Below are 21,610 nucleotides of genomic sequence, written 5' to 3'. Positions count from 1 at the left end.
AGCCACGGTCCCACTCCGATCGCTTGGGTCTTCATCCAGTACGACCGGGCAGTCCCGCGATCTGTGACACCACCGTCGTGGCTTCAGGAGGCCAGCGTGATGGTGGTCGGCGTGCCGTGCCAGGCCATCCTCGCGTAGGGGCACAGTGCGTCGGCCCGCTGCAGGAGCGGGGTGGCGATCTCAGGGGTGACGCCCGGCCAGCCGACGACCAGGTCGATGTGCAGGACGTACCCGCCGTCCTGCGGACTGCGGCCGAACGACACGGTCGCTTCGACGGATATCGCGGTGGGGTCGAGCGCGGCCTGTCGTGCGACGAGGCTCAGCGCGCCGTGGAAGCAGGCCGCGAACCCGGCGGCGAACAGCTGCTCGGGGTTGGTTCCCCGGCCGTCTCCGCCCAGTTCGGCGGGCAGGCGCAGGTCGAGGTCGAGGATTCCGTCGTCCGAGCGTGCCCTCCCCGAGGCTCTCCCGTGGGCCGCCGTCCCGCCGGTCACGGTCACGGTCGTGGTGTAGAGGGGAGCGAAGGAGTCCCCGTCGAAGTCCTTCTCGGTGGACAGGTCGGGCGGCTGGATCGGCTCGGTCATCGAGCGCACCTCTGTGTGTGGGGTCTCGGACCACTGGTTGACCGACGAGCGCCCGGTGGTGTGACGATCCGGCCTGTTCAGTTGCCGAGCGATGCCACGTAACGTGCCAGTTTCTCCGGATTCATGACCCACATGGCCCGCTCGATGCCGCGCTCGGAGATGTCGAGGGTCAGCAGGACCACGGCCGTCCCGCCGGCCGAGACGAGGGCGGCCGGCCCGCCGTTGGCCTCGACCCAGTGGATCTCCTTCCGCGGCCAGAAGCGCGGGCCGAAGGCGGCAAGGTACCTGGCGACGTGCACCGGGCCGACGACCGGAATCCGGGACGCCCCGCGCAGCCCGTTCCCGTCGGTGTAGCTGACCACGTCCTCGGTGAGGATGTCCTCCAGCACGGCCAGATCTCCGGTCTGCGCCGCGGTGAGGAACACCTCCATCAGCCGTCGGTGCTCGGTGGCGTCGACAGGCTTGCGGCGCTCCGAGGAGATGCGCTTGCGCGCGCGGCTCACCAGCTGGCGCGTGTTGGCCTCGCTGGTCTCCAGCATGTCCGCGATCTGCTGGTAGGGGTAGTCGAAGGCTTCCCGCAGCACATAGGCGGCCCGTTCCACGGGGTTCAGTTTCTCGAGGAGGAAGAGGACCGCCAGGTCGAGGGCCTCGGCCCGTTCGGCACCCAACTGCGGATCGGCGCGCGTGTCGATCGGTTCCGGCAGCCAGGGACCGGTGTACGACTCGCGGCGCACCCTGGCGGACTGGGCGAGGTTGATGGCCAGCCGGGCGGTGACGGTGGCGAGGAACGCCTTCGGCTCGCGGACCACGCCACGGTCGGTGTGCTGCCAGCGCAGCCACGCCTCCTGGAGGACGTCCTCGGCCTCCGCGGTGCTGCCGAGCACGCGGTAGGCGATGCCGAAGAGCTGGGGCCGCACCGCCATGAACACCTTCGTCGCCTCGTCGAGGGAGTCCGTGCCGTCGAGGGAGTCCGTGCCGTCCCTCATACCCATGCGTGCCGCCTTCAGTTCCGACCCGTTCGCGCAAGCGCCGGTCCATGGTACGCAGGCGGGTCACGACCGGGCGGAGCACGTCATTGTCGTGCCAGTCGTACGGCCAGCACGGACGGATCCGGCCGTTCGGGCAGGGCGATGAAACCTGCTTCCTCCAGTTCCGCGATCATCTCCACACGGGAGGCCGGCCACATCCAGAACGTCTCGTTGTGCCGGCGCAGCACCCGCCCGTCCCCGCGCACCCAATAGTCGAATCGTGCCCGGATCCGGTCCACGTCGGCCGACGTCACCATGCGGCCCCCGTACTCGTGCCGGCCGACCGTCCGGACCGGCAGCACATGGGTGGTCTTGCGACGCGGCAGGCGAGCCGGTGGGAGCTGGACGAGCAACGCCCCTGTGGGCACGAGCGCCTCGGCGACGGCCGGCCACAGCGCCCGGCGCGACGTCGGGTGCAGACAGGCAACAGTGTTGTGGCACACGGCCACGTCCGCGACCCCGTGCAGCCCCGCCTCCTCGAGCACCTGCGGATGCACGGTCACCCGCGTCGTGAGCTCCGCGCCCAGGGACGCCAGACGCGTCATCAGCGGGGAACGCATGGACCGGGCGGGCTCCACCGCGTGCACGGGGACCCGTGACTCCAGGAGACTCATCAGCGTGACACGCCCGGTGCCCGCGCCGACGTCCAGCACACCGACGCGGGCCCTGCGCACGTCGTCGCGGTAGAGCGAGTGCACCCGGGCCTCGTCCCGCTCCGCCTGCAGAACGTCGTAGAACTCCGCACTGACCGCATAGGCGTCCTGATGCTCCCGCCCGGGAGCATCCACCGGCGGCGGGTTCACGATGGTCACCCGCGCCATCCGTACCACTCCCGTGCCTGCCCGACCGCCTCCGGGCTGACCGAGCCGGCGCGCGCCAGCCGGTCCAGGGCGGCGACGACGATCGACTCGGCGTCCACGCGGAAATAGCGCCTTACGGCGTCCCGGGTGTCCGACAGCCCGAACCCGTCCGTTCCCAGCGACGAGTAGTCGTGACCGACCCACTGGCTGATCTGGTCGGGCACCTGCCGCATCCAGTCGCTGACCGCCAGCACCGGTCCGGGCGCGTCCGCGAGCGCCGCCGTCACATAGGGGACGCGTTCCTCGCCCCGCAGCATCGCGCGGTCGGCGTCCAGCGCGTCGCGGCGCAGTTCCGTCCAGGAGGTCACCGACCAGACGTCGGCATGGACGCCCCACTGGGACAGCAGCAACTCCTGGGCGTTCAGCGCCCAGTGGATGGCCGTACCGGAGGCCAGCAGCTGGATCTGTGGTTCTGTTCCGGCGGGCTCGGCCTGCCGGAACCGGTAGATGCCCCGCAGGATGCCTTCCTCGATCCCGGGCCCGGCGGGCATCGCCGGCTGCTCCCTGGGCTCGTTGTAGACCGTCAGGTAGTAGAAGACGTCCTCGGGCCGGTCGCCGTACATGCGGCGCAGCCCCTCCCGCACGATCACCGCGATCTCGTATGCGAACGCCGGGTCGTAGCTCACGGCGGCCGGATTCGTGGACGCCAGCAGATGGGAATGCCCGTCGGCGTGCTGCAGTCCCTCGCCCGTCATCGTCGTACGGCCTGCCGTCGCCCCGATGACGAACCCGCGCCCCATCTGGTCGGCGAGCGCCCAGAACTGGTCGCCGGTGCGCTGGAAGCCGAACATGGCGTAGAAGATGTAGAACGGGATCATGGGTTCGCCGTGGGTGGCGTAAGACGTCGCCGCGGCGGTGAACTCGGCCATGGAACCGGCCTCGGTGATGCCCTCGTCGATCAACTGGCCGTTCCTGGCCTCCCGGTAGTAGAGCAGCTGGTCCGCGTCCACCGGTTCATAGGTCGGGCCGTCCGCCGAGTAGATCCCGGCCGTCGGGAACAGCGACTCCATGCCGAACGTGCGGGCCTCGTCCGGGATGATCGGCACCCAGCGCGGTCCCGTCTCCTCATCGCGCATCAGGTCCTTGACCAGCCGGACCAGGGCCATGGTGGTGGCCACCTCCTGATGGCCGAAGCCTTTGTCCAGCGCTTCGAAGGGACGGGCCGGCGGCTGCTTCAGCGGCTTGGCCACCACCCTGCGCACCGGGGCCGGACCGCCCAGCGCCGCTCGCCGCTCACGCAGATACCGCACCTCCTCCGAGTTCTCGCCCGGGTGCCAGTACGGCACCAGATCGCCGCTCAACGCGCTGTCGGGGATGGGGAGTTCGAGCACGTCACGCATCTCGCGGAACTGCGCCATGGTCAGCTTCTTCATCTGGTGGTTGGCGTTGCGCGACTCGAAGGCCGAGCCGAGCGTGTGCCCCTTCACCGTCTGGGCGAGGACGACCGTCGGCGCGCCCCGGTGCTCGACAGCGGCCCGGTAGGCGGCGTAGACCTTGAGCGGTTCGTGCCCACCCCGGGAGTTCTCGAACAACTCGGTCAGCAGGCTGTCGCTCAGCCCGGCGGCGAGACCGGAGAGCGCGTCGCCCATGAAGAAGTGTTCGCGGATGTACGTGGCGTCCCGGACGGCGTACGTCTGCAGCTGGGCGTCGGGCACCTCGCCGAGGCGGTGGACCAGGGCACCGGTGGTGTCCTGCCTCAGGACGGGGTCCCAAGCCTCGCCCCAGAGGGACTTGACCACGTTCCAGCCCGCACCGCGGAACCTGGCCTCGAGTTCCTGCACGATCTTGGAGTTCGGCCGCACGGGCCCGTCCAGGCGCTGCAGGTTGCAGTTGACGACGAAGGTGAGGTTGTCGAGACGCTCGCGGGCGGCGAGCGCCAGCGCGGCCGTCGATTCCGGCTCGTCCGTCTCGCCGTCCCCGAGGAAGGCCCACACGCGCGACGCGGAGGTGTCCTTGATGCCGCGGGCGTGCAGGTAGCGGTTGAACCGGGCCTGGTAGACGGCGGCGAGCGGACCGAGGCCCATGGACACGGTCGGGAACTCCCACAGCCACGGCAGCCGTCGGGGGTGCGGGTAGGACGGCAGCCCATGGCCATCGGCCTCCCGCCGGAAACCGTCCAACTGCGCCTCGCTCAGGCGCCCTTCGAGGAACACACGGGCGTAGATGCCGGGCGAGGCATGCCCCTGGAAGTACAGCTGGTCGCCCGAGCCGGCCCCGTCCTTGCCCTGGAAGAAGTGGTGGAATCCGATCTCGTACAGCCAGGCCGCCGAAGCGTAGGTGGAGATGTGGCCGCCGAGCCCGAAGCGGGAGCCGCGGGTCACCATCGCCGCCGCGTTCCACCGGTTCAGGGCGGTGATCCTGGACTCCATGGCGACGTCACCGGGAAAGGCCGGCTGCGCCGACGCCGGGATGGTGTTGATGTAGTCGGAGGTCAGGAGCCCGGGAAGGGACACACCGGACCGGGCCGCGAACTCGTGCACACGTCGCAGCAGGTACACGGCCCGTTCCGGCCCCGCGTTCCGCACGACGGCGTCGAGCGACGCCTGCCATTCGGCGGTCTCCTCGGTGTCCTGGTCGGGTAGTTGGTCGAGCTCGCTCATGAGTGTTTCCTGTCGGGGCGTGGTGCGGGGAGACGGTTGGGTGCCGACGACGTCATCGCCGCGCGAGCCACTCGGAGAAGGATTCGTGCCCCAGGTGGGCGTCCGCCCCGGGCAGCAGCGCCCGCTGCCCGAGCGTCGCTCCGAAGAACGGGGTGTGGGCATCGGAGACCACGTCCGGCAGGTAGCCGCGCGCGGCCAGCAGCTTCGCGGTGAGATCGTCGAGGCGGTGCTCTTCCGGGCCGGCGACCTCCAGAACACCGAACAGCGGTACTCCCACGGCGACATGGGCGACCGTGGCGGCGACGTCGTCCGCCGACACGGGACGGATCAGGACGGGCGCGACATGGACGACGTCTCCGTACGTCGCCGCGCGCGACATGTACTCCACCGACTCGAAGAACGGCGTCGCACGCACGATGGAGTAGGGCATCGGCGAGCGCCGCACCTGCTCCTCCTGCAGCGCCTTCGCGCGGAAGTAGCCCGCCCTCAGGCGTTCGGCCCCCACGATGGAAAGGATCACGTGATGTCCGGCGCCCGCCCTCGCGGCGGCCTCCAGCAGGTTGTGGGTCGCCGTGCCGAAGAACTCCAGGCTCTCCAGTTCCCCGCGGGAGGGCGTGTCGGTGACGTCCACCACTGCATCGGCGCCGCGCAGGGCCTCGTCGAGGCCCTGCCCGGTCGTGACGTCGACGCCTTCACCGCGTGACAGGCGTACGACCTCCACACCGTGGTCCCGAAGCCTGGCGACCGCCCTGGAACCGATCAGACCGGTGGCTCCTGCTACAACGACTCGCATTCCGGGCCCCTTCCCGTCGAGGGGTCGGTGACCCCGCTGATGGCTTCGTGAGGGGGCGGTGATGTCGGTCCCTCACAACACCTAGGACAGGACTCGTGCCAACGTTGTGACACTGATGTGGTCGCCGGTGTCACAGATCCGTCCGGAGTCCGGTCATCACTGGAGAGGGCCATGGCGGTCATGGCCGGGTGAATCCAGGTGGATCCAAGGGAGGCCGACACATGTCGGACAAGGACTCAGCGCAGGGGACCGGAGTGCAGACCCAGTCGGAGGGATGGAAGACGGCGGCGAAGATGCTGCAGGACACCGCTCCGCTCACGGTCCCTGAGGGCGCGTCAGCGATGACCATCTTCGTCGAGTGGGAGCCCGGAGACCCGGGAACCCCGCCCCACCGCCACCCGGGACCGGCGTTCGGCTACGTCCTCGAGGGCGCCGTCCGCTTCGAGCTCGAGGGCGAGCCCGAGCGCGTGATCGAGGCGGGCGGCACCTTCTGGGAACCGGGCGGCGACGCGATCCACTACCAGGACGGCAACGCGCTGCCCGACGCGCGCACCCGGTTCGTCGTGACGATGCTGTGCGCGCCGGGCAGGCCCATGGTGGAACTGGTCGAGGAGGAGGAACTGGCCCAGCGGGCCCATCTCCGCGCCCCACGGCCCACCGACTGACCGCGCACTGCCCGCCCTCTACAAGGCGGTTGCGAAGGAACCCGTCCGCTCCGTGGGAGGGCGTGGTGAGGCGTGGGCGCCACTGATGTCGTGCACGGCATGCTGACAGCTCTGTTCGCGGCCGCGGCCGTTTACGCGCTGCGGCAGGCCGTGCTCGCACGAGGGTCCGGATGGCGGGGCCGAGGTGACAGTCTGCTGCACACCGTGATGGCCTCGGCCATGGCGGTGATGCCGTGGCACGGGATGGGCGGAGGGCCGGTACCAGGGCGGACGACCTTCTTCTTCGCCGCCGCGGCACTGTGGTTCCCGTTGACCGCGGTCCTCGGCCTCCGTGGCCCCAGACTGGTCGGCCTCGTGCGCAGGTCGCCGCACGCGGTCGGCATGGTCGCCATGGCGTGGATGCCGGTGCGGCACGGCGGCGTGACGGACGCGCGGACCGGCGACGTGGTCACCGGCGTGCTGGTGCTCTGTCTGCTGGCCTACGCTCTCCGGTCGCTGACCCGGGACATGCCCACGCTGCGCGGGGATCCGGGCAGCGTCGGCATCTCCACCGACCTCGGCGGGCCCTGCGAGCGCTTCTGGCACGGATCGACGGCCATGGGCATGGCCATCGTACTGCTCATGCATCACTGACACGGAGCACCGGACACCTGTCTTGTCCCGGAAGGTCGGTGGCCAACGGTGTCACACGTCATGGCGAAAAAGGTGGATCATGAGGGGAAACCCTGGGACGGCGGGTCTGCACACCCTTCCCCGTCCCGTGGCCGTGGTGGTGGGCGCCAGTGGCGTGCTCGGGGCGGCCCACATCGGTGTCGGGTACGCGCTGGAGCGCCATGGGTTCGTCCCGGACATGATCATCGGAACGTCGGTGGGTGCCCTCAACGGGGCCATCGCGGCCGCCCACCCCCACCGGGCCGCGCCCTGGCTGGAGCACGTGTGGACCCAGTTGCGTCGCCGTGACGTGTATCCGCTCGGCTATCTGTCCTCACGGACCAGCGTGTTCACCGATCGCGGCCTGCGTCGGCTGATCGCCCGGGCCGGGCTGCCGTCGCGCATCGAGGAAGTTGGCGGTCCCGTTCACGGCGGTGGCCACGGACCTGGTCACCGGTGCTCCGGTACTGCTCGACCGCGGGGACCTCGAGTCCGCGCTGCTGGCCGGCGCAGCCATCCCCGGGATGCTTCCCCCGGTGGACCGTGCGGGCCGGATGCTCATCGACGGCGGGCTGATCGCCTATGTCCCGGTGCTGGCGGCCCTGCAGGCCGGGGCAGCCAGCGTGGTCGTGGTGGCAACCGGGCCGGAGAGCTCGCCGTTGCGCCCCACCGTTCCGCGCCGGCGCGCCAGTGCGATCGCCGCCAGGGCCGGGCTGCCGCTGTTGCACCACCAGATCGAGCGTGATCTGCACGAGGTGTCCCGGCACCTCCCGACCGTCGTACTGCCGACCGGCATCGAAGCCTGGCCCGCACCGTGGGTGCCGGCGCGACCGTGTACCTGTACCCCGGCGGCGACCAGCCCTTCCCCGATCCCCCTACGCCGGTCACATGGATGGAGTCACTCGCGAGCACCGCCGTCGAGTTGCTGCCCGCTGTGCTCACCGACCTGCGCCGCGCGGGACCCGACCTGATCGTCCACGACAGTGCCTGTCTGTGGGGTGCGGTGGCTGCCCACGAACTCGGGGTGCCGGCCGCCTCCTCGTTCACCACGTTCGCCCTCAACCGGCACGTCCCCAGCCCCACCCGTGGCTCCTGGGACCTGCTGACCGCGGCGACGGCCCAACCCCGCAGTGTCCAGGGCTACCTACGGTCCCGCTGGGCGCTGCACCGCCGTTTCGACGCGCGCGGACTGCCTCTGCTCGACCTCGCGAACATCCGCCAGCCACTCAACCTGGTCTACACCTCACGGCCGTTCCAGCCTGCCGTCGAGGACTTCGACCAGTCCTACCGGTTCGTCGGCCCCAGCATCGGCGCCCGACCGGCCGACCCGTCCTTCCCCGCCGACCGGCTGCGGGACCCGGTGCTGTTCGCCTCGCTGGGCACTGTGTCCAACGCCGACCCCCAGTTGCTGCGCAGCCTGGCCACCGCGCTCGCCCCGCTGGGCGGCACCGTGATCGTCTCCACCGGGCAGACCGACCCCGAAGCACTGGGTCCGTTGCCGGCCAACGTGCTCGGCCGCCGCTCCGTGCCCCAACCGGAGGTGCTGGCCCGCGCGGCGCTGTTCGTCACCCACGGCGGGATGAACAGCGTCAACGAGGCCATGTACGCCGGGGTTCCACTGCTGGTGGTCCCCCAGGGTGCCGATCAGCCGATGGTGGCCCGGCGCGTCGTCGAGCTCGGCGCCGGCCTGTCGATCCGTACCCAGGACGTCGCAAGGGGCTCGGTGCACCTCCTCGCCCGGCAACTGCTCCACGACCCCCAATTCCGGGCAGCCGCACTCCGGGCACGGAGCCACCGGACCGCAACGGGGTCACGTATCGAACAGCAGTCACATCGCGCAGCACACCCGCCAGGGCATGTAGGCCGGCCTTCACCCGGCCAGCGGATTCGGCAGCGGCAGGTAGCGGGCGTCCGCGCCGTCCGCGCCCGTCCAGCGCAGCAGCAGGTTCGTCTTGCCGGGGAGGGTCGGTGCGGTGAGCAGGGCGGCCGTCTCGGGGAGGTCGTGGCGGGCGAGTTCGCGGCGTGCGGCGGGCCAGGGGTCGAGGCCGGGGTGACGTTCGGCCAGGGCGGCGGCGACCTCCGTGAGGTGGTTGACGACCAGGCAGTAGACCAGCCGTTCCCATCCGGCCTCGCGCGACACGTCCGGCAGGAGCTTCACACCCTCGGCGTCCCGGAACAGCGCCTGTACCGGGGTGCCGTCCGTGTCGACGGCGACCAGCGTGTTCTGCAGGTGGGCTTCGAGTACGACGCCGTGGTCGGCGAAGGCGGCCAGGGCCGGGGGCACGACGGCCCTCAGGTACGCCTCCCACCAGGCCTCCGGGTCGGAGGTCCCGTCGAGCGGGCTGCCCGCGAAGCCCTCCACCAGGCCCGCGGCGAGCAGCGGGGTCGCGCCGGGCAGCAGATGGGGGCGCAGTCCGTCGCGGACCAGGACGGCGAGTTCCTCGAAGGCGAAGTCGGCGGTGCGGTAGCCGCGGTCGCCGAGCCAGGCCGCCGGGCCGTCCATTGCGGCGATGGCGGCGGCCGCCGCCGTGTCCGTCCGGCGGAGCTTCAGCAGGTCGTGGCGCCACAGCCGCCGGATGTCGTTGGTGATGCGGACGTCGAGGCTGAACTTCAGGAAGAGGTCGCGCCCGGGGACGTGGAGGGTACGGATCGCGGCCGTCGGCCAGGCCTCGAAGCCGGTCGTACCCAGCCGGATCAGGCGGCCGTCGGCGAAGGCGGGCGCGAGGTCCAGGAGGTCGAGCTGCCAGGGGTGGGCCGGCAGCAGGCGGTAGCCGGGCGGGGCCTCGCCGAGGGCGTCCAGCGCCGCGGTGTCGCCCTCCTCGACGACCAGGTCCTCACGCACGCCGAGCAGCACCAGCGGGAAGCGGGCGTGGGCCTCGGGGGCGTACGGCAGCCATCCGGCGACCGGGCCGCCGCCGCGTGCCTTGGGGGCCGGGTGGTAGGGATGGCCGGTGATCAGGGACTGCTCGGAGCACTGGTACGGGTCCTCGGGCGCCGTAGCCCTGGCTCGGGCGGCCAGCAGTGCGGCCACGGCGTCCCGGCTGTCGATCATCTCGGCGGGGAGTTCGTGGTTGGACAGGCCCGTGTGGCGGCGCAGTTCCTCGGCGACGAGCTTGACGAGTTCGGTGTGCCCGATGTGGTGCCAGTGGCCGGCGGCGAAGACCTCGGGGTCGGCGGGCCGCCGCTCCCCGCGCACCCGGAGCAGGCGGCCGGTGCCGGGCAGGCGGTACGTGCGGAGGGCGCGGGTGTCCGGGGCGGACGGCACGGGCGCGCCGTCGGTCGCAGGGTCCAGGCCGAACCACACGGGCGCGCCGTCGGTCGCGATGTCCGGACCGGACCACGCGGACCCGCTGCTCGCCCCGGCACCCGCGCCGGACAGCCCGGCCGGGCGGGGCGCGGCCGGTTCCATGATCGGCTCCGCCACCTCGCGCAGCAGGCAGTTGAGGAGCGGTGCGGCCGCGTATGCGTCGGCACGGTCGGCGGGGTCGTCACCGGCATGCGGGGGGATGAGATCCACGCGATCCACTCGTTCCCTGAGGTCCGTTCGGGCGGAGACGATCAGTATGTATGCCGTCACCTCCCGTCCGTGACGCCCTACTCGTACCCGAGGAGCCCGCCCGTGCACCGTCCCCACCCCGCGGAGGCCGACGTCGCCGACGAGCTGGCCGCCGTACGCCCCGCGCTTGAGTCACGGTACGCGGCCGAGCTGCCCGGTGCCCGGGCGGCCGTGCTGACCCGGCTGTGGCGGGCGCTCGCCCATGAGCCGCTGCCGTGGATCACCGGCCGGGACCGGGACCGGGAGGGCCTGACCCTGCGTCTTCGCGACGGGCGCCGGCTGCACGGGCCGGCCGCGGATCCGTACGCCACCGCCGCCTACGTCACCGCCGTACATCTGGACAGCGTGGCGTACGACCATCCGGCGCGGCTCATGACCGACCTCGCGGTGCCGCACTGCGTCGACTTCGCGGCCGAACTCGGGCACAGCGTGGCGTCGTTGGCGCTGTCGCGGGCCGGTCAGGAGCGCCCCACGGACGAGTGGCCCGCGCAGGACTGGGAGTGGGAGCAGCGGGTGGTCGACGGGCACCCCTTCCATCCGGGCTGCCGTTCCCGGCCCGGTTTCTCGGTGGCCGAGCAGCTGGCCTACGGGCCGGAGCACCGGCCGCGGGTCGAGCTGGGGATGCTGCCGGTCCGGGTCGACGAGTGCCTGGTGACGGGGGTGTGGCCGGACGACATGAGGGACGGGGAACGGCTGTTGCTGCCGGTGCACCCGTGGCAGGCGGCGCATGTGCTGAAGCGGACCTGCGACGAGCGGCTCACCGCGCACCCGCTGATGTCCCTGCGCACGCTCGCGGTGCCCGGCGGTCCGCATGTCAAGACGGCGCTGAGTGCCCGGCTGACGTCCTCGGTGCGGGACATCTCGCTCTACTCGATCGCGCTGTCGGCGACGTTGTCGGCGTTCGCGGAGTCACTGGCGGCGCGCTCCGACGGCCTGCTGCACGTCACGCGCACGTTGGGTGCGGCCTCGGCCGAGTCCGCGGACCTGGCCGCTGTGTTGCGGGAGTCGCCGCAGACGTACGCCTCGACGGCCCGCGGCGAGCGGGTCGTGCCGGTGGCCGCGCTCGCCACCACCGCGTTGCCCGAATCCCCTGCCTGGCTCGCCGACTTCACCCGCCTCACCCTCACCGTGGGCCTGCGCCTGCTGGAGCTGGGTGTGGCTCTTGAGGCGCACGGCCAGAACCTCCTGGTCGTCCTGTCGGCGACGGGTGCCCCGCTGCGGCTGGTGTACCGCGATCTCGCCGACATCCGCGTCAGCCCGGCACGGCTGGCCCGGCACGGCATCCCGGCCCCGGACCTGTCCGGACGGATCGTCACGGACGACGTCACGACGCTGCGGCGCAAGCTGTTCGGGTCGCTGGTGGCGGGCGCCCTGGCCGGTACGGCGGGTTCGGCGCAGGCCCTCGGGACGGCGCTGGAGACGGCCGTACGGGATCTGCCGCGCACCCCCGACCTGCGCACGCTGCTCGAAGAGCCGCTGCCCGCGAAGGCGCTGACGCTGATGCGGATGTCGCCGGGGACTCCCGGTGACCAGTGGGCTGAGCTGCCCAATCCCCTGCGCCCGCAGGCCCGCTGACGCTCGTTTTGGAGCGCGGCACCTCTGATCAATAAGATCCGCCGATGATCAGAAGACAACGGCTGGCAGCTGGGGTGTGCGCCCTGCTCGCCGCCCTGGCGGCCGGGATGGCCTTCCCGGCCGCGGCGACCGCCGGCGAACCCACGGGCGAGGCGACCGCGAAGGTCGATCTCGTCCTCGACGTCAGCGGTTCCATGCGGACCCGGGACATCGACGGCGGGACCCGGATGGCCGCGGCGAAGCAGGCGTTCAACGAGGTGCTCGACGCGACGCCCGAGGAGGTCCAGCTCGGCATCCGCACGCTCGGCGCGAACTACCCGGGCAACGACCGCAAGACGGGCTGCAAGGACACCGCGCAGCTCTACCCGGTCAGCGCGCTGGACCGCACCGAGGCCAAGACGGCGGTCGCGACCCTCTCGCCCACCGGCTGGACCCCGATCGGCCCGGCCCTCCTCAAGGCGGCCGACGACCTGCAGAGCGGCGACGGCTCCAAGCGGATCGTGCTGATCACCGACGGCGAGGACACGTGCGCCCCGCTCGACCCGTGCGAGGTGGCCCGCGAGATCGCCGCCAAGGGCATCGGCATGACCATCGACACCCTCGGCCTGGTCCCCGACACCAAGCTGAACAAGCAGCTCAGCTGCATCGCCGAGGCGACCGGCGGCACCTACACCTCGGTCGAGCACACCGCCGAACTCACCGACAAGGTCAACCAGTTGGTGGACCGGGCGGCCGACCCCGTGGTGACTCCGGTCGCCACCGAGGGCGCCGCGCAGTGCACGGACGCGCCGACCCTGAAGTCGGGTCTGTTCACCGACCGCGAGGAGTTCGGGCAGCAGCGCTGGTACCGCGTGGAGGTCATGGCGGGACAGGAGTTGCGTGCCTCGGTGAGCGTGGCGGCCGACCGGGCCGTCGGTCCGGACTACGGGGCGCTGCTGCGGGCCGTCACCGTGCACGGCCGCGAGATCGTGCGCGGGGAGGCCGCGGGCAACGGTCGTACGGACGTCATCTCCACCGGCCTGCGCTACCCCAAGCCCGAGCGGGACGACGACAGCGACAAGCCCGCCGCGGAGACTGTGTGCCTTCAGGTCACCAACTCCTTCTCGGCGGCCTCCGGTGTGAAGACCACGCCCGGTCTGCCGCTGGAGCTGACCGTGGACGTGGTCGACGGCCCGTCCCACTCGGGCGACGTGGCCTCCTTCGGCCTCGGCCGCGGCTGGTGGCTACTTGGCGTACTGGTGCTGGTCGGCTTCCTGGCCGGTCTGATCTGGGGCTGGCTGTCGCGCTGGCGGGTCGCGGTCTGGAGGACCAACTGATGCGGATCACACGTGTGTTGGGCGCGGCTGCGCTGCTGTTCGGACTGACCGTCTCCCCGGCCGTCGCGGACTCCTCGCCGTCGCCGAGCGCCTCCGACGGCAGCTCGGCGCCGACCTCGGCGGGTACGTCCTTCCGTACGGCGACCGAGTTCGAGCAGGGGCAGCAGGCCACGGCGGTCGGCTCCGCGGGCGACTACCTGTACTGGTCGTTCCCCGCGGATGCCGGTCAGCGCCCCACCGTCGAGGCGACGGTGAAGCTGCCGGACACGCATGCCGCGCAGACGTGGCAGATCGACGTGTACGACGGACTGCGGCGCCGCCAGGCCTGCCAGTACGGGGCGCAGACGCGCACCGCGGCCCAGGGCACGCCCTCGGTCGACCTGGCCTGCACCCTGCGCACCGTGCGCGCCTGGTCGGAGCCGTGGGCCGATGACCCGCTGCCGGGGACGTACTACATACGGCTGACGGTGGTGAACCTGGCGCCGGCCGACCTCGGCCAGCCGATCCGCGCCTCGGTCCGGGTCGGCTCCAAGGACATCGGCGGCTCGGCGGCGGTGGACGGATCGCTGGCGAAACCGCTGGTACCGGGGATCGCGGTGACCTCCAAGTCCGAGGCGGAGGACGGGGATTCGTCCAAGTCCGCCGTGCTGTCGAGCATCGAGCCCGAGGACGGCTGGGCGTCCGGCTGGTGGTCGGACCGGTGGGTGTGGACCGCGATCGGCGGCATGCTGGCCGCACTCGCCGGCGTCGGCGGGTATGCGCTGACACGCGGTTCGGGACGGCCCTCGCGGGTGCCACCAGGCGCCTGACGCCCCAACAGAAGGCCCGCCACAAGCGGGCCTTCTGCCGTCTCAGGCCTCGCGCAGCGCCTTCGCCGGGGTGCCCTCGCCGGTGACGGTGACCCGACCCTGCCGCACCACCTCGGGAAGGCTCAGCTCCCCACGCGCGAGGGCCGCGCCCGTCTCCGCGTCCAAGGCCAGCCGCGCGTCGGGCTCTCCGGGGGCGGGCCCGTCGCCGTACAACGGCCCGTCCTCGGCGCCGACGTAGAGATGAAAGTCCCCCTCCTCCAGCCGGACCTCGACCAGCCCCTCCCCCTCCAGCGAGCGCAGCAAGGGCAGCGCGAACCAGTGGGCGCGCAGGGCGTCCGTGGGCCGTCGCTCCCCCAGCTCCCCCTGGCCCCACAGGCTCAGCGCCTGCAGCACTGGCAGCAACTCCCGCCCGCGCGGGGTGAGTTCGTAGACGTAGGCCGCGCCGGGCGGGGGCAGCCGGCGGCGAGTGCTGAGCCCGTCGCGTTCCATGTCCTTCAGCCGTGAGGCGAGTACGTCTGTGCTGACGCCCGGCAGATCCGCGTGCAGGTCCGTGTAGCGGCGCGGGCCCGCCAGGAGCTCGCGGACGATCAGCAGGGTCCAGCGGTCACCGACGAGATCGAGGGCGCGGGCGGCGGAACAGTACTGGTCGTAGCTTCGGCGTCGTGACATGCGACGCAGTCTAGACATGTTGTTGGACTTTCCAAGCTCGAACTTGGTAAAACCAAGCAACACACGAAACCGGAGGGGCGAGCGAGCATGGAGTTCCGGCAGTCGAACAAGCTCAGCGAGGTCTGTTACGAGATCCGCGGCCCGGTGATCGAGCACGCCAACGCGCTGGAGGAGGCGGGCCACAGTGTGCTGCGCCTGAACACCGGCAACCCCGCGGTGTTCGGTTTCGAGGCGCCGGAGGAGATCCTCCAGGACATGATCCGGATGCTTCCGCAGGCGCACGGCTACACGGACTCCCGCGGCATCCTCTCCGCCCGCCGCGCGGTCGCCCAGCGCTACCAGACCCTGGGCCTGGCGGTCGACGTCGACGACGTCTTCCTCGGCAACGGCGTCTCCGAGCTGGTCTCGATGGCCGTACAGGCACTGGTCGAGGACGGCGACGAAATCCTCATCCCCGCCCCGGACTTCCCCCTCTGGACGGCGGTGACGACCCTCGCCGGCGGCAAGGCCGTGCACTACCTCTGCGACGAACAGGCCGACTGGTACCCGGACCTGGACGACATGGCGTCGAAGATCACCGACCGCACCAAGGCCGTCGTCATCATCAACCCGAACAACCCCACCGGCGCGGTCTACCCCAAGGAGATCATCGAGGGCATCCTCGACCTCGCCCGCCGCCACGGGCTGATGGTCTTCGCCGACGAGATCTACGACCAGATCCTCTACGACGACGCCGTGCACCACTCGGCCGCCGCGCTCGCCCCCGACCTGGTGGTCCTCACCTTCTGCGGCCTGTCCAAGACGTACCGAGTGGCCGGCTTCCGCTCCGGCTGGCTGGTGGTGACCGGGCCGAAGCAGCACGCGCGCAACTACCTGGAGGGCCTGACGATGCTGGCCTCCATGCGGCTGTGCGCCAACGCGCCCGCCCAGTACGCCATCCAGGCCGCGCTCGGCGGCCGCCAGTCGATCCGCGAACTGACCACCCCCGGTGGGCGGTTGTACGAGCAGCGCAACGTGGCCTGGGAGAAGCTGAACGAGATCCCGGGTGTGTCCTGTGTGAAGCCGAAGGGCGCTTTGTACGCGTTCCCGCGCATCGACCCCAAGGTGCACAGGATCCACGACGACGAGAAGTTCGTCCTGGACCTGCTGCTCCGGGAGAAGATCCAGGTGGTGCAGGGCACCGGCTTCAACTGGCCGACACCGGACCACTTCCGGATCCTGACGCTTCCCTACGCGGACGATCTGGAGGCCGCGATCGGGCGGATCGGACGGTTCCTCAGCGGATACCGCCAGTAGCGGGAATGCCGTGCCGCGGCCCCCTGTTGGTGGACTCCGTATCCGATCACCGAACAGGGGGCTTTGCATGTCGCACGACGTACAGGGAACGGTGTCCGAGGGATTCGAGGGCGTGCGCGAGGAGTTCGCCGCCTTCCTCGCCGGGGAGCGCGACGAGCCCGGGGCGCAGCTCGTGGCGTACCACCACGGGCGGCGGGTGGTGGACCTGTGGGCCGGGGAGGGGACCGACGGGGACTCGCTGACCAGTCTGTTCTCCATCACCAAGGGGGCGGCGCATCTGGTTGTCGCGCTGCTGGTGCAGGACGGCGTGCTGGATCTGGACCGTGAAGTGGCCGCGTACTGGCCCGAGTTCGGGGTGGAGGGCAAGGAGCGGCTGACACTGCGCGAACTGCTGGAGCACCGGGCCGGGCTGGTCGGCATCCCCGACGGCGGCTTCAGCACACGGGAGTTGGCCGACGACCGGCTCATGGCGGCACGGCTCGCCGGGCAGAAACCGCTGTGGGACCCGGAGAGCGGATACGGCTACCACGGGCTCGTCATCGGCGCGCTCACCGGTGAGGTGGTGCGCCGGGTCACCGGGAAGTCGGTCCAGGAGCTGTACGAGGAGCGCGTCCGGGCGCCCTACGGCCTCGACTTCCACCTCGGCCTGCCCGAGGCGCTGGAGCCGCGGTGGCAGGAGGTGCAGCCGCTCCTTCCCACGCCCGAGGAGGCCGCCGCGCTGGCGGCGCGGGCGGCCGCCCCCGGCAGCATCCGGTTCATCGCCTTCAACCTGAACGCTCCCGAGCCCACCGACCTGCTCGCCTTCGCGAACGACCGCCGGACGCGGGCCCTCGGCCCGGCGTCCTCGGGCGGTGTGGGCAACGCGCGCGGGGTGGCCGGCATGTACGCGGCCGCGATCAGCACGGTGGACGGCAGGGCGCCCCTGCTCACCCGCGAGACGGCGGCCCTGTTCGGCGGACTGCGGACGCCCGGCCCCGACCTGGTGACCGGCGGCGACGACCACTTCGCGGTGGGCTTCGAGTACCTGGCCGGCCGCTACCCGCTCCTCGGCGAGGACTCCTTCGGACACAGCGGCGCCACGGGCTCGCTCGCCTTCGCCGACCCGGCGAGCGGGGTGGCCTACGCCTACACACGGCGCCGCTTCGCCTTCCCCTCGGGCGTCGGCGCGTCCCCCGAGAACGGCCGTCTGGCCGATGCCGTACTGCGGGCCGCCTCGGGCGTGTGACACGGTGCCGGTGAGAACCTGTGTCACATCCCCGGCCGGATGAGCGCGCGGCGTCATGGTGGTCCCCCACGCGAGGTTGTTCAGCGTGGGGAGCGTGCGTGCCAGGCGTCATGCGCCCGTCCACGGATGTGATCAGGCTGCAAGGCCCGGACGGCCGTGTCCGGTGGAGCCGAGCGGGAAGGGTGCGGGCATGAGCGACGTGTTTCTCGTCCGGCACGGTGAGACCGAGTGGTCGCGGTCCGGGCGGCACACCGGCTGGACGGACGTGCCGCTGACCGAGCGCGGCCGTGCGGAGGCCCGGCAGCTGGTGCCGCTGATCCGCTCGCACCGGATCGGGGCCGCGTTCGTCAGTCCGCTGCAACGGGCACGGGAGACGGCGGAGCTGATCGGGCTGCAGGACGTACGGGTCGACCCGGATCTGCGGGAGTGGGACTACGGCGGCTACGAGGGGATCACGACCGTCGAGATCCAGCACACCCGGCCGGACTGGTTCCTGTTCCGGGACGGGGTGGCGCCCGGGCCTCCGGACCACCCCGGGGAGACCCCCGAGCAGGTCGGCGAGCGCGCGGACCGCATGCTGGCCAAGGTGGACGCGGCCCTCGCCAACACCGAGGGCTGTGTGGTCCTCGTGGCGCACGGTCATTTTCTACGGGTGCTCACGGCCCGTCGGCTTGGGCTGCCGCCCTCGGGCGGGGCCCTGTTCCAGCTGGCCACGGGGACCGTGTGCCGGCTCGGGACGGAGCACGGGCGGCCGGTGATCGCCGGCTGGAACGTGCGGCCCGGGGCATGATCGCCGGTCGCCGGCCGCACCGGCGTTGTCAGACCCTCGTCGTAGCCTCGGAGGAGGTGGGAGAGGGGGCCCGGCGACGGGAAGGAGCATGCCGTGACACGACCGCCGACCGCCGCTCAGCGGCGTGTGATCGATGCTGCCGATCCGGTGACCGGGCGGCTGCGGGGTACGGAGGCGCAGCTGGCGGCACTGGTGAAGTGGGGGTTCGCCTTCCGGCATCCGCGGCCCCCGCACGACCACTTTCTGACGCCCGCCGGGCATCGGATACGGGAGACCGAGGCGCCGGGGCCACCTGCGCCGGGCCCCGAGCCCAAGCCCGCCGCCACCGGTGTGTTCGCCGCGCGCATCGGCGGTGACGGGGAGCCGCCGCAGGCCGGTCCCGCCCGCGAGCGCGAGGTACGCAGCGCCTGGGAGGGGTTGCTGGAGTTGCGTCGCATGACCAATCCGGACGGGGCCACGGACCGGCCGTGCGGCTGGGAGCGTACGCATCTGGTACAGGCCGCCGCGCTCGCCCTGGAGGCGGCCGGTCACCGTCCCGCGGGTGCGGACCTGGTCGGGTACCGGGTGCGCGCCACCCCGCAGCCGGAGGCCGTCGCCGTGCACGAGCCGGATCCGGGGGCGCTGCGGGAGTGCGCGGCCACGCTGGCGGCGGCGGGATGGCAGGTCGGCGAGCACAACGACCCACGTTCCAGGGCGCGTTATGTGCTGGCGTCGCCCCGCCGCGCATAGCCAGGCATGCCAAGATCGGTCGGTCACATCGTCCATCAGTGCGAGCTGTACTGCGAGCTGTACGAGGAGAGAAAGCAGTGACCGAACCGTTTTCCGTCCCGGTGACCGTGCGCGGGTACGAGACCGATGTGCTGGGGCACCTCAACCAGGCCGTGTACCTGAACTATGCGGAGCACGCCCGCTGGTCCTTACTGCATGCGGCCGGGATGACCCAGGCGACCCTGGTGGCCAAGGGCGTGGGCCCGGCGGCCCTGGAGACCACCCTGCGCTTCAGGCGTGAGCTGGTCGCCGGCGACGAGGTCGAGGTGACCTGTGCCTTCGAGTGGGGCGGCGGCAAGACGTTCCACATCGAGCAGACGATACGGAAGGCCGACGGCACGGTGGCGGCGGAGGTCACCGCGGTCGTCGGCCTGATGGATCTGAGGCAGCGGCGGCTGGTGCCCAACCCGCGGGAGTTCTTCAAGGAACTGTCCACGGACCCGGCGCTGTTCGGGCTGTAGCAGCCCGCGCGGCCTACGCGTCCAACAGCTCCGGGCTGTGCTCGCCGTCGTAGGCCGCGCGGGACTCCGCGATGTAGACGCGGTTGCGTTCCGCCCAGTCGGTCAGCCGCTGCAGGGTCTCGTGCAACTCACGGGCCACCGGGGTGAGTTCGTACTCGACCTTCGGCGGGACCGTCGGGTGGACGGTGCGGGTGACGAGGCCGTCGCGCTCCAGGTTGCGCAGGGTGAGGGTCAGCATGCGGCGGCTGATGCCCTCGATGCTGCGCTCCAGTTCGGTGAACCGGATGGGGCCGTGCGCGGCGGCGACGAGGATCTGCACGCTCCATTTCCCGGAGACCCTGTCAAGAACTTCGCGGACCGGGCACGCGTGCGCGTTCACGACCTGGGCGGTAACACCGGTGTTCCTCTGGGACATTGGGCTGCCTCCTTACGGCGCCCTCCATGGTCACTCACGATGTACTCCGTTACAAGTCGTGCACCTATGGTTCCCATGGAGAATACGGAGGCCACGCCGCCATGACGGCCCTCATTGAGTCCTCGACGCAGACACCGCGCCGCACGCAGCGAACGTACTCCCGCTGGGCATCCCTCGTCGTGCTGTGCGCGGGGGCACTGATGACGATCCTGGACGGCTCCATCGTCACCGTGGCGATGCCGGCCATCCAGAGCGCCCTCGGCTTCAGCCCGGCCGGACTGGCCTGGGTCGTCAACGCGTACCTGATCCCTTTCGGCGGGCTGCTCCTGCTGATCGGGCGGCTGGGCGACCTGCTGGGCCGCAAACGGATGTTCACTGCCGGGCTCGCCGTCTTCACCGTGGCGTCCGTGCTGTGCGGGACGGCGAACAGCCAGGGCCTGCTGATCGCCGCCCGGGCCGTGCAGGGCGTCGGCGGGGCGATGGCCTCGGCGGTGGTGCTCGGCATGCTGGTGGCGCTGTTCCCCGAGCCGCGCGAACAGGCGCGCGCCATCGCCGTGTTCAGCGCGGTCGGCTCGGTGGGCGCGACGCTGGGGACGTTCCTCGGCGGGGCGCTCACCGAGGCCCTGAGCTGGCACTGGATCTTCCTGATCAACCTGCCGATCGGCGTCGTCGCCTGGCTGGCGGCGCTGCGGGTGTTGGCGCCGGAGCGCGGTGCCGGCCTCGGCAACGGGGCCGACTACCCGGGAGCGGCACTGGTCACCGCCGCGCTGATGCTCACGGTGTACGTCATCGTCGGCTCCGGCGACCGCGGTCCGACCGCAACACTGCTCCTGGCGGCCCTCGCCCTCGCCCTCTTCGCGGGCTTCGCCGTGCGCCAGATGCGGACCACCGACCCGCTGCTGCGGCCGAGGTTGTTCCGATCCCGTCTGCTCACCGGCGCGAACACCGTCCAGATCCTGATGATCGCGACGATGTACGGCTTCCAGTTCATCGGCGCGCTCTACATCCAACGCGTTCTGGGCTTCGGGGAGTTGGCGACCGGCTTCGCCTTCCTGCCCGCCCCCGTCGCGATCGGCATCCTGATGATGTGCCTGTCCGTGCGGGCGACCGGCCGCTTCGGGGCGTACCGGGTGCTGCTCGCCGGGCTGGTGCTGATCACCGTCGGTATGGCGCTGCTGAGCCGGGCTCCCGTGCACGGCTCGTACGTCACCGACGTGCTGCCTCCGATGCTCCTGCTGGCCGCCGGGTTCGCCGCCGCGATGCCCCCGCTGACCGGGCTCGCCATGTCGGGGGCGCGGGAGGAGGACGCGGGGCTGGCGTCCGGGCTGTTCAACACCACGCAGGTGGTGGGGGGTTCACTGGGCCTGGCCACGTTGTCGACGCTGGCGGCGAGCCACACCGCGGGGCTGCTCGGCCGGGATGCGCAGCTGGTACCGGCCACGGCACAGGGGTATCAGCTGGCGTTCCGGACGGCGGCACTGGTCGCGGCGGGGGCGCTGGTGCTGGCGGCGGCCGTGCTCAGGCCCCGTACCGAGCCGGTACGTGACTGACG

Annotated in this window: 20 protein-coding genes and 2 pseudogenes; 14 read left to right on the top strand and 8 right to left on the bottom strand. The window is 71.5% G+C overall.

What is annotated here, in order from left to right:
• Positions 1-83: 83 nt before the first annotated feature.
• The 5 genes from EDD92_RS37135 to EDD92_RS37115 all read right to left on the bottom strand — a co-directional run bounded on the left by EDD92_RS37135 (position 84) and on the right by EDD92_RS37115 (position 5,862).
• Positions 84-581, bottom strand: a complete 498-nt coding sequence (locus EDD92_RS37135) for an Ohr family peroxiredoxin (protein ID WP_123968355.1) — start codon at positions 579-581, stop codon at positions 84-86.
• A gap of 77 nt (positions 582-658) precedes the next feature.
• Positions 659-1,573, bottom strand: a complete 915-nt coding sequence (locus tag EDD92_RS37130) for an RNA polymerase sigma-70 factor (RefSeq protein WP_399184815.1) — start codon at positions 1,571-1,573, stop codon at positions 659-661.
• An 80-nt stretch (positions 1,574-1,653) separates the two neighbouring features.
• Positions 1,654-2,421: a methyltransferase gene (locus tag EDD92_RS37125; RefSeq protein WP_123968354.1), complete on the bottom strand. Its 768-nt coding sequence runs from the start codon at positions 2,419-2,421 to the stop codon at positions 1,654-1,656.
• Positions 2,418-5,069, bottom strand: coding sequence for a pyruvate dehydrogenase (acetyl-transferring), homodimeric type (gene aceE, locus EDD92_RS37120; RefSeq protein ID WP_123968353.1), 2,652 nt, complete (start codon positions 5,067-5,069; stop codon positions 2,418-2,420). Before aceE ends, EDD92_RS37125 begins: the two co-directional genes overlap by 4 nt.
• Before the next feature lie 52 nt (positions 5,070-5,121).
• A complete protein-coding gene (locus EDD92_RS37115) occupies positions 5,122-5,862 on the bottom strand; it encodes an SDR family oxidoreductase (protein WP_123968352.1) in 741 nt (246 codons plus the stop codon).
• Between the two features lie 221 nt (positions 5,863-6,083).
• On the opposite strand from EDD92_RS37115, the gene EDD92_RS37110 reads away from it, so the two are divergent.
• From EDD92_RS37110 to EDD92_RS37095, 5 genes and pseudogenes are all read left to right on the top strand, one after another.
• Positions 6,084-6,527: a cupin domain-containing protein gene (locus EDD92_RS37110; protein ID WP_123968351.1), complete on the top strand. Its 444-nt coding sequence runs from the start codon at positions 6,084-6,086 to the stop codon at positions 6,525-6,527.
• A 99-nt stretch (positions 6,528-6,626) separates the two neighbouring features.
• Positions 6,627-7,160, top strand: coding sequence for a DUF5134 domain-containing protein (locus EDD92_RS37105; protein WP_123968350.1), 534 nt, complete (start codon positions 6,627-6,629; stop codon positions 7,158-7,160).
• A gap of 79 nt (positions 7,161-7,239) precedes the next feature.
• Positions 7,240-7,521, top strand: a pseudogene (locus EDD92_RS52520) (patatin-like phospholipase family protein); the annotation flags it as partial.
• A gap of 91 nt (positions 7,522-7,612) precedes the next feature.
• Complete coding sequence (locus tag EDD92_RS52515; protein WP_399185513.1) at positions 7,613-8,149, top strand: patatin-like phospholipase family protein; 537 nt, start codon at positions 7,613-7,615, stop codon at positions 8,147-8,149.
• Positions 8,056-8,922 (top strand): annotated as a pseudogene (locus EDD92_RS37095) (macrolide family glycosyltransferase); the annotation flags it as partial. The gene EDD92_RS52515 and the pseudogene EDD92_RS37095, both read left to right, overlap by 94 nt.
• A 126-nt stretch (positions 8,923-9,048) precedes the next feature.
• Here the strand turns inward: EDD92_RS37095 and EDD92_RS37090 are convergent.
• Entirely contained in the window at positions 9,049-10,695 is a 1,647-nt protein-coding gene (locus EDD92_RS37090) for an IucA/IucC family protein (protein ID WP_399185511.1), read from the bottom strand.
• A 102-nt stretch (positions 10,696-10,797) separates the two neighbouring features.
• On the opposite strand from EDD92_RS37090, the gene EDD92_RS37085 reads away from it, so the two are divergent.
• From EDD92_RS37085 to EDD92_RS37075, 3 genes are read left to right on the top strand one after another with little or no spacing between them, the layout of a single operon-like run.
• On the top strand, positions 10,798-12,309 hold the full coding sequence (locus tag EDD92_RS37085; RefSeq protein ID WP_123968349.1) for an IucA/IucC family protein: 1,512 nt from the start codon (positions 10,798-10,800) through the stop codon (positions 12,307-12,309).
• Between the two features lie 44 nt (positions 12,310-12,353).
• Positions 12,354-13,625 (top strand): VWA domain-containing protein, encoded by a 1,272-nt coding sequence (locus EDD92_RS37080; RefSeq protein ID WP_123968348.1) that lies wholly within the window; start codon positions 12,354-12,356, stop codon positions 13,623-13,625.
• Positions 13,625-14,434, top strand: coding sequence for a hypothetical protein (locus EDD92_RS37075; protein ID WP_123968347.1), 810 nt, complete (start codon positions 13,625-13,627; stop codon positions 14,432-14,434). The genes EDD92_RS37080 and EDD92_RS37075 overlap by 1 nt, the downstream gene beginning before the upstream one ends.
• A gap of 42 nt (positions 14,435-14,476) precedes the next feature.
• Here EDD92_RS37075 and EDD92_RS37070 read toward each other — a convergent pair whose 3' ends face one another.
• On the bottom strand, positions 14,477-15,103 hold the full coding sequence (locus EDD92_RS37070; protein ID WP_123968346.1) for a winged helix-turn-helix transcriptional regulator: 627 nt from the start codon (positions 15,101-15,103) through the stop codon (positions 14,477-14,479).
• 87 nt (positions 15,104-15,190) lie between these two features.
• Here EDD92_RS37070 and EDD92_RS37065 point away from each other — a divergent pair, with 87 nt between their 5' ends.
• The 5 genes from EDD92_RS37065 to EDD92_RS37045 all read left to right on the top strand — a co-directional run bounded on the left by EDD92_RS37065 (position 15,191) and on the right by EDD92_RS37045 (position 19,643).
• A complete protein-coding gene (locus EDD92_RS37065) occupies positions 15,191-16,399 on the top strand; it encodes a pyridoxal phosphate-dependent aminotransferase (RefSeq protein ID WP_123968345.1) in 1,209 nt (402 codons plus the stop codon).
• A 67-nt stretch (positions 16,400-16,466) separates the two neighbouring features.
• Positions 16,467-17,624, top strand: coding sequence for a serine hydrolase domain-containing protein (locus tag EDD92_RS37060; RefSeq protein WP_123968344.1), 1,158 nt, complete (start codon positions 16,467-16,469; stop codon positions 17,622-17,624).
• Between the two features lie 190 nt (positions 17,625-17,814).
• Positions 17,815-18,414 (top strand): histidine phosphatase family protein, encoded by a 600-nt coding sequence (locus EDD92_RS37055; RefSeq protein WP_123968343.1) that lies wholly within the window; start codon positions 17,815-17,817, stop codon positions 18,412-18,414.
• 93 nt (positions 18,415-18,507) lie between these two features.
• Positions 18,508-19,143, top strand: coding sequence for a hypothetical protein (locus EDD92_RS37050; protein WP_123968342.1), 636 nt, complete (start codon positions 18,508-18,510; stop codon positions 19,141-19,143).
• Between the two features lie 77 nt (positions 19,144-19,220).
• Positions 19,221-19,643, top strand: a complete 423-nt coding sequence (locus EDD92_RS37045; RefSeq protein ID WP_123968341.1) for a thioesterase family protein — start codon at positions 19,221-19,223, stop codon at positions 19,641-19,643.
• Between the two features lie 13 nt (positions 19,644-19,656).
• Here EDD92_RS37045 and EDD92_RS37040 read toward each other — a convergent pair whose 3' ends face one another.
• Complete coding sequence (locus EDD92_RS37040; protein ID WP_123968340.1) at positions 19,657-20,058, bottom strand: helix-turn-helix domain-containing protein; 402 nt, start codon at positions 20,056-20,058, stop codon at positions 19,657-19,659.
• Between the two features lie 101 nt (positions 20,059-20,159).
• Between EDD92_RS37040 and EDD92_RS37035 the strand changes: the two genes are divergently transcribed.
• A complete protein-coding gene (locus EDD92_RS37035; RefSeq protein WP_123968339.1) occupies positions 20,160-21,608 on the top strand; it encodes an MFS transporter in 1,449 nt (482 codons plus the stop codon).
• Positions 21,609-21,610: the final 2 nt, after the last annotated feature.

Origin of the sequence: Streptomyces sp. TLI_185 (assembly GCF_003814765.1) — a bacterium.
Classification (GTDB): domain Bacteria; phylum Actinomycetota; class Actinomycetes; order Streptomycetales; family Streptomycetaceae; genus Streptomyces.
Note: the sequence above shows the minus strand (reverse complement) of the source record. Positions and strands in the feature narration are given on the sequence as shown.